This window comes from Streptomyces sp. NPDC041970 (assembly GCF_055588985.1).
Map to the genome: position 1 here is coordinate 1 of NZ_JBVJCD010000036.1, position 13196 is coordinate 13196.

The following is a 13196-nucleotide window of genomic DNA, read 5'->3' on the forward strand; positions in this document are numbered from 1 at the left end:
TCACGGGGTGGGGGGGGGAGGGCCTTATACTCCCCTCTCCGAGGCCCCGGCCGCGGGGGGGGGGGGGGGGCGCGGGGCGCCCCCCCCCCCCCCCCCCCCCCCCCCCCCGGCGTCGGTGGGGACGTCCGCGGGGGCCTCCCGGAGACCGGGGGTCGCCTCGGGGTCAGGCCAGTGGGACGGCCAGGCTGTGCAGATAGCGCATCAGGGTCATCAGCACATCGCGGCTGGAGGCCCGCAGCCGGGCGTCGCAGTCGATCATCGGCACCTCGTCGGGCAGGTCGAGGGCTCTGCGCAGGGTCGCGACCGGATGGTGCGGCGCGTCCGGGAAGGTGTTCACGGCCACGACGAACGGCACCCCGCGCTCCTCCAGCCGGCCGATGACGTCGAAGCTGACGTGGAGCCGCCGGGTGTCGATGAGGACGACGGCGCCGAGGGCTCCCTCGAACAGGCCGTTCCACAGGAACCAGAAGCGCTCCTGGCCGGGGGTGCCGAAGAGGTAGAGGACCAGTTCCTCGCTGAGGCTGATCCGCCCGAAGTCCATGGCCACGGTGGTGGCGGTCTTCGTCTCCACCCCGGCGTTGTCGTCCACGCCGACGCCGGCCTGGGTCATGGTCTCCTCGGTCGTCAGCGGCCGGATCTCGCTGACGGAGCCGACCAGGGTCGTCTTGCCGACACCGAACCCGCCGACGATCACGACCTTCACCGCGGCGGTGGCCGTGGTGGGGAGGACGTCCTCGCTACGGGGTCCGGTGACCGTGTCAGAGCTTCTGAAGTCCATGCATCACCGCTTCGAGAAGGGACCTGTCGGGGAGGGTGGCGCGGACGATCGGCGCGCGCGACTGGATGAGTTCGGCCGCGAGCAGATCGCTCAGCAGGGAGGTGACCACGCTGAAGGGCAGGCCGAGGTAGGCCGAGATCTCGGCGACGGACAGGGGGGCCTGGCAGAGCCGCAGGATGGCGGCCTGCTCGGGCAGGTACGTCGGCGAGGGTTCCGCCTGCGCGACGACCATCGTGACCAGGTCGAGCGCGGACCGCCCGCTGTCGTCGAGGTCGCCGGTGATCACGTACAGCCGCTCCGGATCGCTGAGGGCCGGGTCGGCCTTGCGGCGTTCTCGTCGGGGTTCGGTCATCCGGACTGCCCGCCGTGGCGGGGCGGACTGGTCAGATGGGCTCCGATCCGCACGACCAGGTCCCGCATCCGGGCTCCGACCAGTCCGGCGTCGATGGTCTCGCCGGCCAGGACCGCGAGGTACGCGCCGGTCCCGGCCGCCATCAGGTAGAAGAACCCGCCGGTCACCTCGATGACGACGAGCTTCATCAGGCCGTCGCTGTAGGGGATCTCGGTGGCCACCGCGGCGGCCAGGCTCTGCAGCCCGGCGCAGGCCGCCGCCAGCCGGTCGGCGACGTCGGGGTCGCCGCCGTGCATGGCGATGCGCAGGCCGTCCGAGGAGAGCACCACGATCTGGTGGATGCTCGGCACGTCGTCGGCCAGTTCCTTGAGCATCCAGTCCATGTTTCCCCGCTGCTGGATCACTTCAGGTCTCCCTTGTCCCACGCGTCGTCGGAGTCTTCGCCGTGCTTCGGTTCCTGCGGTACGCCGTTGACGGCCTTGGTGAAGGCCTCCAGCCAGAGGCCGGGGGGCTTCTCGCCGCCCTCCGCCCCCTCGCCCCGGCCGGACGGGGAGCCGTCGGCCCGCGCGGGGGGCTGCGGCGGGGGCTGCTGCGGGAGGTTGTGCGAGCCGAGCGGGGCGCGGCCCCGGCTGCGGCGTTGCGGCAGCCCGTTCTCGGTCCATTCGGTGACCACGGGAACGTCGTCCTCCATGGCCGACGCCGGGGCGGCCGGGTGCGCCGCCGGGGCGCCGGTGGGGGCCGGGGCGGCCAGGGACGGCACGGGGCCGGTGGCCGCGGGCTTGGGCCTGCGCTTGCCGGGGGGCGGCACGACGTGCTGGAGCTGCGACATGTCCAGCGAGCTGGTGGGCCGCGAGGTGGCGCCGATGCCGTGGGCGATGCCCGGCGCGGGGCCGGTGGTGATCATGTCGCGCGGGACGACGAGGACGGCGCGGACGCCGCCGTACGCCGACTGGCGCAGCGACACCTGGAGTTGGTACATCCGCGAGAGCCGGCCGACGACGGCCATGCCGAGCCGCGGGGACTCCCCCAGGTCGTTCATGTTGATGCCGGCCTGGGCCTGGGCGAGCATGTTCTCGGCGCGGGCCCGCGCCTCCTCGCTGAGGCTGACGCCGCCGTCCTCGATCTCGATGGCGATGCCGGTCTGCACCTCGACCGCGGTGACGTGCACCCGTGTCTGGGGCGGGGAGTAGCGGGTGGCGTTGTCGAGGAGTTCGGCGCAGGCGTGGATGAGCGGTTCGACCGAGGTGCCGACGATGGCGACCTTGGCGATCGAGTGCAGGTCGACGCGCTGGTACTCCAGGATGCGGGACATCGCCCCCCGCAACACGCTGAACAGCGGTACGGGCTTGGGCCACTGGCGGCTGGGGCGGGCGCCCCCGAGGACGGCGATGGAGTCGGCGAGCCGGCCGATCAGCGCGGTGCCGTGGTCGATGCGCAGCAGGTCGTCGAAGACCTCGGGGTTGCGCCCGTAGTGGTCCTCCATCTCCCGCAGTTCACTGGCCTGGCGGTGCACGATCGCCTGGACGCGGCGGGCGACGCTGACGAAGGCGCGCTGCGCGGAGTCGCGCCGGGCCTCCTCGTTGTCGATGACCTCCAGGACCTGGTGGATCTGCTCGCGCAGCGCCTTGGGCAGGTGCCGGTTGGCCGGGTCCGCGTCGACGACGTCGCGCATCACCTCTTCGGGCGAATTGCCCACGCGCAGCCGTCGGATGGCGGTGGGCATGACCTCCTTGGTGAGCCGCACCGTCTCGGAGTCGTGCGAGAAGATGCGGTGCTCCAGGTAGGCGATGCGCTGTTCGTACCCGGCGCGCTGGGCGCGCATGGCGCGTCGGCGGCGGTGCAGCGCCGTGGTGAGCACGGCGACCACGGTCGCGGCGATCGCGCCGCACACGGCGACTGGTATCCGCGCGGCCGGGGCGACCAGGGCGGCGCCGGCGGCGGCCGCGACGACCAGCAGGGCCACGGGCAGCAGGACTACGCGGACGACGGGGATTTCTCTGTCGGTCGGCGGTGATTCAACACGGACCATCTAAACCCTCTGGCGGTTGATTCCGGGATGTATGCGCACGTGAGCGGAGACTCAGGACCAAGTGCTCGGATTCATCTCAACTCGTCTTCACTGCGCGTGAGCTTATCCAGATCAGAACAGGGCTTCGGCATATTCATCCAACCCCCTGCGGAAGCTCGCCAAGAGGAATACACTCGCCAGTTTTCGCACGCAGCGCTGTGGAGCGCGCACAGCGAGTGACGAGGGTTCGAGGGCGTGTTCGTCGGCCATCGTCCGTACCGGACAGCGGGACAAGTGAATCGGGCCGAAGGGCGCAGCAGCAGCCAACATCCCCTGACGGTCTGGGCTTTCGTCCCGTAGGCGGGGACGTCGGCACATACGATCGAATCGGATCGAAAGGAACAGATTCCCGGCCACCGGGAGAGTGACCCGAAAAATCACCGCGCTGACGCGGGGTCGGTCGCCCGTCCTCGGCGTCGTGCCGACCGCCCGGCGCGGCGTCCGCGGACGCGGGATCATGTCCGTCGTCGGGATACCGACGGTGACGAGGACGAGAGGGGACGGGCGGGAGCATGGGCACGACGGCCGCTGGTGACTACACGATCGCGTCTTTGGACACGGGGCTGCGCGCCCTGCGGCTCTTCCTCACCCACGACACCCTCACCGTCAGCGAGGCGGCCGAACGCCTGGCCGTCGGGCGGTCCACCGCGCACCGGGTGCTGAGCACCCTGGAGGGCCGGGGGTTCGCGATCCGCGACACCTCGGGGCGTGGTTACGCGGCGGGCCCGGAGCTGGTGCGGCTCGGCCGCCCGGCGGGGTTCGGCGGTGCGGCGCGGGAGCGGCTGGGACCGGTGCTGGAGGACGCCGCGGCGCGGACCGGCGAGACGGTGCGCAGCACGGCGCTCATCGGGGACCAGGTCATCGTCGCCGACGGCCGCGAGTCGGGGCATCCGGTGCGCGTGGCCCTGGAGTTGGGGCGTACGGGGCCGGCGCACGCGGAGGCGGGCGGCAAGCTGCTGATGTCCTGGATGCCGGTGGACCAGGTGTGCGCCCTGTATCCGCGCGAGGAGCTGGAAGCGCTCACGCCCCGCACCCTGACCTCGCGTACGGCGCTGCTGGCGGAGCTGGCCGAGATCCGGCGCACCGGCCACGCCGTCGACCGGGGCGAGTCGGTCCCCGGTATGACGGCGGTCGCCGTGCACCTGGGCGGGGTCAGTTGGCGGGACCGGCTCGCCCTGGTGGCCGCCGCGCCCTCGGACCGGTCGGACGGGGCCGCGACGGCCCGCCGGGCGGACGCCCTGCGGCGGTCGGCGGCACTGCTGGGCCCCGCGCCGCTCCCGCCCCCGCCCTGAGCCCGCCGCGTACGCCGGCGCCTCGGCCGGGGAGGCTCGGCGCCGGGCAGGCCCGCCAGGCGCACCAGCGGCTCGCCGAGGCGCGCGCAAAGGCTGCGCGGGCGCGGGACGGCAGGGGCGCACGGCCCCTTTGTCCGAGTCGACGAGGAGGAAGCCTGTGCACGATCGCCCTCGAATCCACACCCCGTACGGAATCCCGCTCCTGTTCCTCCGCCGTGACCATGTTCGAGCGCGGGGTCGCTCGGGCAGACTGTGCGGCGGCGGGGAACCCGTCTTCCTTGAATCTTCATACACCTACTACGATGACGGGCGATGACCACAGTGAGCGCGCGGATCGGCCGGCAGCGGCGCCGCCCCCGCACGCCCACCGCCCTGAGCTGGGTGCTCTTCCTCCTGGCCATGTTCTTCTGCTGCTCGGTGACCGACGGGGCGACCCCCGTCCCGGTCGCCGCGGGTCCGGTCGGCGCGGCCGCCGCGCACGCCATGACGCCGGCGCCCGGCGCTGCCCTCGAGCCGGTCGTCGCGGCCGCCCCGGCGGACCGGGGTCTCGGCACGTCGTGCCACGGGGGCTCGACCCATTCCGCGGCCGTCGTGCTCCCGGTGGCGTCCGCGCCCGCCGCCCTCCCCTCGCCGGGGGCCGTCGTCCCCGTCGCCCCGCTCACCGGCGCGGCCGCCGTCCGGGGGCCCGCCCACGACGGCGTCCGCTCCGTCGATCAACTGCGTCTTCAGGTCCAACGGATCTAGGAGGCCGCCGCTCCCCCGCCGTGCCCCGGCGCCGGCTCACCGGGAGCCGCCGCCGCTCTGCCCTGATCCCCCTTTCCTGTCATGCATCGCCCGTATGCATCCGTTGAACGACGAGGACTTCCCATGGCTTCCCCCAAGAACCCGAACAACCCCGCCGCGGCGCGCCGCGCCAAGCTCGAAGAGGCCCGCCGCAAGGAGCGCGCCCGCGAGCGCCGCGTCCGCGCCGTCACCATCGGCGCGTCGGTGGCGGTGGTCGCCGCGCTCGTCGCCGGGGGCGGCTATCTGATGTCCCGTGCGAACGACAAGGAGCAGGCCGAGGAGCAGGCCAGGACGTCGCCCGTCACCGGTGAGCGCACCTGGGACGACCTGGGCCGGGAGCACGTGGCGAAGAAGGTCGACTACCCGATGAACCCGCCCGTCGGCGGCGACCACAACCAGGTCTGGATGAACTGCAACGCCGACGTCTACTCCCAGGAGATACCGAAGGAGAACGCCGTGCACTCCCTGGAGCACGGCGCCGTCTGGGTCACGTACAACGACAAGGCCGCGGACGCCGACGTCGAGGCGCTGAAGAAGCGGGTCGCCTCGACGCCGTACTCCCTGATGAGCCCGGTCAAGGACCAGAAGGACCCGCTGATGCTCAGCGCGTGGGGCAAGCAGGTCACGGTCAAGAGCGCGTCGGACGCGCGGGTCGCGCAGTTCTTCACCAAGTACGTGCAGGGCCCGCAGACCCCCGAGCCGGGGGCCGCCTGCTCCGGCGGGCTCGACAAGTGACCGCCCCCGCAGCCTCGGGGCCCGCGCGCCGGATGGCCCTCGCCGGGGCCTGCGTGCTCGCCCTGGCCCTCGCCCTGGTGGGCCTGACGGTCGCGGGGACGTCCGCCGCCTCCTCGTCCCCGGCCTCCTCGGCGGCGCTCCGGGCCCCGGACGACGGCTCGGCGGACGCGGGCTTCGCCCGCGACATGGCCGTCCACCACCAGCAGGCGGTCGAGATGTCGTTCCTCGTGCGGGAGGGCACCGACGACGAGGACGTGCGGCGCCTCGCGTACGACATCATCAACACCCAGGCCAACCAGCGCGGCATGATGCTGGGCTGGCTGGAGATGTGGGGGCTGCCGAAGAGTTCGGCCGGGCCCCCCATGGCGTGGATGGGGCACGCGGTCACGCCCTCCGGTGACGGCGCGCTGATGCCGGGCATGGCCACGGACGCGGAGTTGGCGGCGCTCGCCGCCGCCAGGGGCGAGCGGGCCGAGGTGCTGTTCCTGCGGCTGATGACCGCGCACCACCGCGCGGGCGCGGACATGGCTCGGGCGGCGGCCGCCGCCGCGGAGACGGACGTCATCCGCGCGCTGGCGGCGGGCATGGTCCAGGGGCAGCAGTCCGAGATCCGCCTCATGGCGGACATGCTGGCGGCGCGGGGCGCGAAGCCCTGAGCGGGGAGGCGGTCCGGGCCCGCCGCCCAGGGCCGCCTCCTTCCCGCCGTCCCTCCAGCGGCATCGCATAGGCTCGTCGACGATATGAAGAGCATCCTCGCTCCGTTGGGGCCCAAGGCCGGCAAGGACACCGTGCGGCGGCACAACCTGAGCCTGGTGCTCCGGGCCGTGCGGGACGAGGGCGAGCAGGGCGCGGCGACCCGCGCCGGGGTCGCCGCGCGGGTGGGGCTGACCCGCGCGGCGGTCTCCTCGCTGGTCGAACAGCTCCTGGAGAGCGGGTTCCTGACCGAGTCGGGCAAGACGTTCAGCGGGCAGGCCGGCCGCCCCGGCACCGCGCTCACGGTGGCCCGCACCGGGCCGGCCGGGCTCGGCGTGGAGATCAACGTCGACTACGTGTCGGTGTGCGTCGTGGACCTGGCGGGCGCCGACCGGGTCCGGCGGACCGAACACCTGGACAACCGGGGCACGCCCGCCGCCGAGGTGCTGGCGCGCGCGGCCCGGATCGCCGCGCCGGCCCTGGACTCGGCGTACGAGCAGCGGCTGCGGCCGGTGGGCGCGACGCTGGCGCTGCCGGGTCTGGTCTCCGGCGGCGCGGTCCGGCAGGCCCCCAACCTGGGCTGGAACGAGGTCCCGGCGCAGGACCTGTTCGCCCGCGCGCTCGCCGCCCCGGCCCCCGGCCGCCGCGTGCTGCCGGTCGCCTCGGAGAACGAGGCCAACCTCGCGGCGCTGGCCGAGCTGTGGTTCGGCGGTGCGGCGGGGGCGCGCAGCTTCCTCTACCTGACCGGGGAGATCGGGGTCGGCGGCGCCCTCGTCCTCGACGGCGAACTGCTGCGGGGCGCCCACGGTTTCGCCGGCGAGATCGGCCATGTGCCGGTCGACCCGGCCGGACCGGAGTGCCGGTGCGGCTCCCGAGGCTGCCTGGAGCAGTACGCCGGGCAGGCGGCCCTGCTGCGGGCGGCCGGGATCGGGGGCGGCGCGCGGTCGGGGGTGCCCGAACTGGAGCGGCGCGCGCGGGCCGGGGAGGCCCGTGCGGTGGCGGCGCTCGGCGAGGCGGGCCGGATGCTGGGGCGGGTGCTGTCGGGGGCGGTCAACCTGATCGACCCGGACGCGGTGGTCCTCGGCGGGATCTACCGGGGCCTGGCGCCGTGGCTGTCGCCGCCCGCCGAGGCGGAGTTGGCCGACCGGGTGGTCTCCGGCCTCTGGGTTCCGGGCGGCGGCCGGCTCCGCGCGTCGTCGGTGGCCGCGGACGCCGCTCGGGGCGCCGCGGCCCTGGTGGTGCGGGACGTGCTGGCCGACCCGGCGGCGTACGCGGAGCCGTCCGGCGGGTGAGCCGGAGGGCCCCGTCCGCGTCAGCGCACGCCGAGCAGGTGGTCCAGGGCAAGTTGGTCCAGCGCCTCGAAGGCCATGCCGCGCGCGGCCGCGGCGTCCACGTCGAACTCCTCGTAGGCGGTGCGGTCCGCGAGCAGGCTCGCGACGCCGTCCGCGGCGGTGGGGCGCGCCAGTTGGTCCAGGCGGGAGGCGCGCAGCGCCGCCCGCACCTCGGGGTCGGAGCGGAAGGCGGCCGCCCGCTCCTTGAGGATCAGGTAGTTGCGCATACAGCCCGCCGCCGAGGCCCGCACACCCGCGCGGTCCTCGGTGCGCGGCGGCTTGAAGTCGAAGTGGCGCGGGCCCTCGTAGCCGCTCTCCAACAGGTCGACCAGCCAGAACGCCTGGCGCAGGTCGCCCGCGCCGAAGCGCAGGTCCTGGTCGTACTTGATGCCGCACTGCCCGTTGAGGTCGATGTGGAAGAGCTTGCCCGCCCACATCGCCTGGGCCACGCCGTGCGGGAAGTTCAGCCCGGCCATCTGCTCGTGCCCGGTCTCCGGGTTGACGCCGACCAGCTCCGGGCGCTCCAGGCGCTCGATGAAGGCGAGGGCGTGGCCGATGGTGGGCAGCAGGATGTCGCCGCGCGGCTCGTTCGGCTTGGGCTCGATGGCGAAGCGGAGGTCGTAGCCCTGTTCGGTGACGTGGTCGCCCAGCAGGTCGAAGGCCTCCTTCATCCGGTGCAGCGCGAGGCGGACGTCCTTCGCCGCGCCGGACTCCGCCCCCTCCCGCCCGCCCCACGCCACGAAGGTGGTCGCGCCCAGTTCGGCGGCGAGGTCGACGGCGCGCAGGGCCTTGCGGAGCGCGTAGCGGCGTACGTCCCGGTCGTTGGCGGTGAACGCGCCGTCTTTGAAGACCGGATGGGTGAAGAGGTTCGTCGTCACCATCGGCACGACGAGCCCGGCGGACTCGACCGCCCGCCGGAAGCGCTCGACGACCGCGCCGCGCGCCGGCTCGGGGGAGCCGAACGGGATCAGGTCGTCGTCGTGGAAGGTCACGCCCCAGGCGCCCAGTTCGGCGAGCAGCCGCACCGAGTCGACCGGGTCGACGGGCGCGCGGGTCGCGTCGCCGAAGGGGTCCCGGCCCTGCCAGCCCACGGTCCACAGGCCGAAGCTGAACCTGTCCTCGGGGGTGGGGGTGAAGCGCTCCGTCATCGTCCGACCGCCTTCGCCTGCCGCCGGGAAGCCGGCGCGCCCGGCACCCGTATTTGTTCAGTGTCATGACTAATCAAGCACACCCCGCCCCGCCGGGGAACCCCCGTGCGTCGTCGGCCCGTTGCCCTGCCCAGCCGGGTCCGCGTCCCGTAATTTGTTCGTGCCCCATCGAAATGACGGGGACTCACCGCGCGAAAGAGGCCCCCATGCCGCCATCCGCCGTCGTCATCGGCGTGGACAGCTCGACGCAGTCCGCCAAGGCCGTCGTCGTCGACGCCGCGACCGGTGCGCGGCTCGCCGTGGGGCGCTCGGCCCACCTGGTCACCGGGCGGGACGGGGCCCGCGAGAGCGATCCGGAGGACTGGTGGCGGGCGCTGTGCGACGCGGTCGCGGCCGCGCTCGCCCCGTGCGGCCTGCCCGCCCGCGCGGTCACCGGCATCGCGGTCGCCGGTCAGCAGCACGGGCTGGTCGTGCTCGACGGGGCGGGCCGGCCGCTGCGCCCGGCCCTGTTGTGGAACGACACCCGTTCCGCGCCGCAGGCGGCCGCCCTCACCGAGGCGCTCGGCGGGCCCGGCGCGTGGGTCGCGCGCACCGGGTCCGTGCCGGTGGCCTCGCTCACCGCCGCCAAGTGGCGGTGGCTGCGCGAGAACGAGCCGGCGAGCGCGGCGGCCGCGGCGGCGGTCCGCCTCCCCCACGACTTCCTCACCGAGCGCCTCGCGGGCGTCGCGGCCACCGACCCCGGAGACGCCTCGGGCACCGGCTGGTACGCCACCGCCACCGGCGGCTACGACCCGGTCCTGCTGGACCTCCTCGGCCTCGACGCGGCCCTGCTGCCCGAGGTCGCGCCCACCGGGGCCGCCCGGATCGGTGGGCTCACCGAGGCGGCGGCGAGCGCGCTGGGACTGCCCGCGGGCATCGCGGTGGCGGCAGGGACCGGGGACAACATGAGCGCCGCGGTGGGCCTGGGCCTGGGCGGGGCCGGGCTGCTGGACCACCCCGTCCTCAGCCTCGGCACCTCCGGCACGGTCTTCGCCGCCTCCCGCACCCGCCCCGCCTCCGCCGCGCTGTCCGGCTTCGCCGCCGCCGACGGTACGTACCTGCCGCTGGCCTGCACCCTCAACTGCACGCTCGCCGTGGACCGGGTGGCCGCACTGCTGGGCCTGGACCGGGAGGACACGGCCCCCGGCGGCCAGGCCGTCCTGCTGCCGTACCTCGACGGCGAGCGCACCCCCGACCTGCCGTCCGCCTCGGGGCTGCTGACCGGGCTGCGCCACGACACGACCCCGCGCCAACTCCTGGGCGCGGCCTACGAGGGGGCGGTCGTCACCGTGCTGCGCGCCCTGGACGAGGTGCTGCGGGCCTGCGGTCTCGACCCCGAGGCCCCCGAGGTCGCCGCCCGCCCGCTGCGCCTGATCGGCGGCGGGGCGCGGGGCGGGGCGTGGGTGGAGGCGGTCCGCCGGCTCTCGGGACGCCCGCTCGTCCTCCCCGGCGGCGGGGAAGAGGTCGCCTTCGGTGCGGCCGCGCTGGCCGCGTCGGCGGCGGGCGGCGGCGACCCGGTGGCGCTGGCCGCCTCCTGGGCGGACGCCTCGCCGGTCCGGCGGATCGAGCCGGCCGTCCGGGACGTCGAGACCTGGCGGCGCGTCACCTCGGTCCTGGACCGCGCGTCCGGACCACTGCTCGGGGGCTGACGGCCGGGCTGCCGGCGCGGAACCGGTGCGCGGGGGCCCGGACCCCGCCGCCGGAAGGGGCGGCGCGCGTGCGCCCGGTTGCCGCGCGCTTCTCGGGGCACGCGGGTCGGACGGCCGCGGAGCACCGTTGCGGCCGGGGTCGGCCGCCGCGTACGCGCCCTGACGCCTCGGCGGAGCCGGGCCGGTGCGAGCCCGCCGCAGGACCTCGAAAAATCAGTGCGCGATATTCCGACTATGTGGGGCTAAGGCGGTTACTCGGCGGACGAGACATCCGCACCAACCGATCTAGGAGGAGCCTTGAGCGACTTTGAACGCCCCGGAACGCACGACGCGAACCGCTCGTCGGGCGTAGCGCACACCGCTCAGGAGAAGGCGGCCGAGGGCGCGGACCTGGTCGGTTCTCACGCGGCCGACGTGGCGGGCACCGCCAAGGACCAGGCCGCCGCCACGGTGAACGAGGCCACGGCCCAGGCGCGCGACCTGCTGGGCGAACTGCGCGACCAGTTGCAGGGGCAGTCGCGGGCCCAGGCCCGGCAGCTCGCGGGCAACGTCCGCCGCCTGGCCGACGAACTGCACGAGATGAGCGCCAACGGCAAGCCCGACTCGACCGCCGCCGCCGCGGTCCGGCAGGTCGCCGACAGCGGCCGGAAGGTGGCCTCGCACCTGGAGAACCGGGGGCCCGAGGGCATCGTCGAGGACCTGCGCGGCTTCGCGCGCCGCAAGCCCGGCCTGTTCCTGGCGGGGGCGGCGGTCGCCGGTTTCGCCGCCGCCCGCCTCGGCAAGGGGATAGCCGCCGCGGGATCGCCGGGAGGGTCCGCGCCGGAGACGGCGTCGACGTCCTCGGGCGACCGCCCCCGGACCGGGGCCGGCGAAACCGCCGCGCCGCTCCCGGCGGGCGGGACGACCGCCCTGCCGGGGACCTCCGGGGCATCGCGCCTCCAGGAGACCCCGCAGGCGCCGCCGAGGGCAGCCCCGGCGACCCCCGTACAGCCGGTCCACCCGCCCACGGCACAGCCGGTCCACCCGCCCACGACGGTGCGGGACGAGGGCCTCGGCCAGCGGTACGAGGGGAGCTGAGCGATGCCCCTGTCCCCATCGGACCAGCACCCGCCGGCGGCGGGCCCGGAAGCCGGGTCACCGGCGCCGGAGCCGTCGCTCGGCGACCTGATCAGCGACATCAGCAGCGACCTGTCGCAACTGGTGCGCAATGAGATCGAGTTGGCGAAGGCCGAACTCAAGCAGGAGACGGTGAAGGCGGGGAAGGCGGGCGGTCTGCTCGCCGGGGCCGGGTACGCGGGACATCTCGTGGTCCTGCTGGCCAGCCTGACCCTGATCTTCGCCTTGGGCCATGTCATGGATATCGCCTGGGCCGCGTTGCTCGTCACCGCCGTCTGGGCGGTCGTCGCGGCCGTTCTGTACAGCAATGGCCGCAAGCGGATGCGTGCGGTGAACCTCAAGCCCGAGCAGACGGTGGAAACGTTGAAGGAGGATGCCCGATGGGCGCGGAACCCGATGAGTTGAGGCGCGACGTGGAGGACACCCGGGCCGACCTGGCCCACAAGGTCGACCTCCTCGCCGACCGGGTCGTACCGGGCAGGGTGGCCCGCCGGAAGATCGACGCCACCCAGGGACGACTGATCGGAATCAAGGAGCGGGTCATGGGAACGATGCACGACGGCAGCTCAGCGACGACCGGCGCCGCGCACAAGGCCTCCGACCGCGTCGGCCGGACCGCCGGGCGGGTCGGGGACACCGTCTCCGACGCCACGTCCAGCGTGAGCGAAGCGGCGCAGCAGGCGCCGGAGCAGATCAGGCGGCAGACCCAGGGCAGCCCGCTGGCGGCCGGCGTCATCGCCTTCGGCGCCGGGATGCTCGCCGCCGCGCTCCTCCCCAGCACGGCTGCGGAGGAGCGCCTGGGAGGCCAGCTCCGCGAACACGCCGAGGAGTTGGCCGAGCCGGTGAAGCAGGCTGCGCTGGAGGCGGCCCAGGACGTGCGCGAGGAGATGCGCGAACCGGTCGCGCAGGCGGCGCAGTCGGTGAAGAGCACCGCCGTCGACGCGGCCCGGACGACCGGCGACCACGCCCGGCAGGCCGGGCAGGAGACCGCCGAGGGCCTGCGCTCGACCGCGCAGGACGGCATCGCCGAGGTCCGCGATCCCGCGTCGCCCCGTACGGTCTGAGACACCTCGTCGGCCTGGGGCGCGGCGACGACGGCCACCACCGGCACGGCCGACCCCGCATGAGACGGGCGGGGGGGGGGGAGGGGGGGGGGGGGGGGGCGCCCCCCCTTGGTGGGAACCTGAGGCGCCTTCTGCGTCCCGAACAACA

Annotated in this window: 14 protein-coding genes; 9 read left to right on the forward strand and 5 right to left on the reverse strand. The window is 74.6% G+C overall.

Annotated features, from left to right (window positions below; genetic code table 11):
* Positions 1-163: 163 nt before the first annotated feature.
* The 4 genes from ACZ6EJ_RS18425 to ACZ6EJ_RS18440 are packed head-to-tail and all read right to left on the reverse strand — an operon-like array spanning position 164 to position 3159.
* Positions 164-778 (reverse strand): GTP-binding protein, encoded by a 615-nt coding sequence (locus ACZ6EJ_RS18425; protein WP_469268282.1) that lies wholly within the window; start codon positions 776-778, stop codon positions 164-166.
* Positions 759-1130, reverse strand: coding sequence for a DUF742 domain-containing protein (locus ACZ6EJ_RS18430; protein ID WP_469268283.1), 372 nt, complete (start codon positions 1128-1130; stop codon positions 759-761). The genes ACZ6EJ_RS18425 and ACZ6EJ_RS18430 overlap by 20 nt, the downstream gene beginning before the upstream one ends.
* Positions 1127-1534, reverse strand: coding sequence for a roadblock/LC7 domain-containing protein (locus tag ACZ6EJ_RS18435; RefSeq protein WP_469268284.1), 408 nt, complete (start codon positions 1532-1534; stop codon positions 1127-1129). Before ACZ6EJ_RS18435 ends, ACZ6EJ_RS18430 begins: the two co-directional genes overlap by 4 nt.
* Positions 1531-3159 (reverse strand): sensor histidine kinase, encoded by a 1629-nt coding sequence (locus ACZ6EJ_RS18440; protein WP_469268286.1) that lies wholly within the window; start codon positions 3157-3159, stop codon positions 1531-1533. The genes ACZ6EJ_RS18435 and ACZ6EJ_RS18440 overlap by 4 nt, the downstream gene beginning before the upstream one ends.
* A gap of 551 nt (positions 3160-3710) precedes the next feature.
* On the opposite strand from ACZ6EJ_RS18440, the gene ACZ6EJ_RS18445 reads away from it, so the two are divergent.
* The 5 genes from ACZ6EJ_RS18445 to ACZ6EJ_RS18465 all read left to right on the forward strand — a co-directional run bounded on the left by ACZ6EJ_RS18445 (position 3711) and on the right by ACZ6EJ_RS18465 (position 7993).
* The gene (locus ACZ6EJ_RS18445) at positions 3711-4490 is read left to right on the forward strand and encodes an IclR family transcriptional regulator (RefSeq protein ID WP_469268288.1); all 780 of its coding nucleotides are present in this window, start codon (positions 3711-3713) and stop codon (positions 4488-4490) included.
* Positions 4491-4802: 312 nt separating this feature from the next.
* Entirely contained in the window at positions 4803-5234 is a 432-nt protein-coding gene (locus ACZ6EJ_RS18450; RefSeq protein ID WP_469268290.1) for a hypothetical protein, read from the forward strand.
* 123 nt (positions 5235-5357) lie between these two features.
* The gene (locus ACZ6EJ_RS18455; RefSeq protein WP_469268291.1) at positions 5358-6008 is read left to right on the forward strand and encodes a DUF3105 domain-containing protein; all 651 of its coding nucleotides are present in this window, start codon (positions 5358-5360) and stop codon (positions 6006-6008) included.
* Positions 6009-6040: 32 nt separating this feature from the next.
* The gene (locus ACZ6EJ_RS18460) at positions 6041-6664 is read left to right on the forward strand and encodes a DUF305 domain-containing protein (protein ID WP_469268369.1); all 624 of its coding nucleotides are present in this window, start codon (positions 6041-6043) and stop codon (positions 6662-6664) included.
* Positions 6665-6748: 84 nt separating this feature from the next.
* On the forward strand, positions 6749-7993 hold the full coding sequence (locus ACZ6EJ_RS18465) for an ROK family protein (RefSeq protein WP_469268292.1): 1245 nt from the start codon (positions 6749-6751) through the stop codon (positions 7991-7993).
* A 20-nt stretch (positions 7994-8013) separates the two neighbouring features.
* Here ACZ6EJ_RS18465 and xylA read toward each other — a convergent pair whose 3' ends face one another.
* The gene (xylA, locus tag ACZ6EJ_RS18470) at positions 8014-9180 is read right to left on the reverse strand and encodes a xylose isomerase (protein ID WP_469268293.1); all 1167 of its coding nucleotides are present in this window, start codon (positions 9178-9180) and stop codon (positions 8014-8016) included.
* Between the two features lie 206 nt (positions 9181-9386).
* On the opposite strand from xylA, the gene xylB reads away from it, so the two are divergent.
* From xylB to ACZ6EJ_RS18490, 4 genes are all read left to right on the forward strand, one after another.
* The gene (xylB, locus tag ACZ6EJ_RS18475) at positions 9387-10868 is read left to right on the forward strand and encodes a xylulokinase (protein ID WP_469268295.1); all 1482 of its coding nucleotides are present in this window, start codon (positions 9387-9389) and stop codon (positions 10866-10868) included.
* Positions 10869-11165: 297 nt separating this feature from the next.
* Positions 11166-11945, forward strand: a complete 780-nt coding sequence (locus tag ACZ6EJ_RS18480; protein WP_469268297.1) for a hypothetical protein — start codon at positions 11166-11168, stop codon at positions 11943-11945.
* 3 nt (positions 11946-11948) lie between these two features.
* Positions 11949-12389 carry a phage holin family protein gene (locus tag ACZ6EJ_RS18485; RefSeq protein WP_469268299.1) on the forward strand — a complete coding sequence of 147 codons (441 nt, stop codon included), beginning with the start codon at positions 11949-11951 and terminating at the stop codon, positions 12387-12389.
* Entirely contained in the window at positions 12365-13048 is a 684-nt protein-coding gene (locus ACZ6EJ_RS18490; protein WP_469268300.1) for a DUF3618 domain-containing protein, read from the forward strand. Before ACZ6EJ_RS18485 ends, ACZ6EJ_RS18490 begins: the two co-directional genes overlap by 25 nt.
* Positions 13049-13196 lie beyond the last annotated feature (148 nt).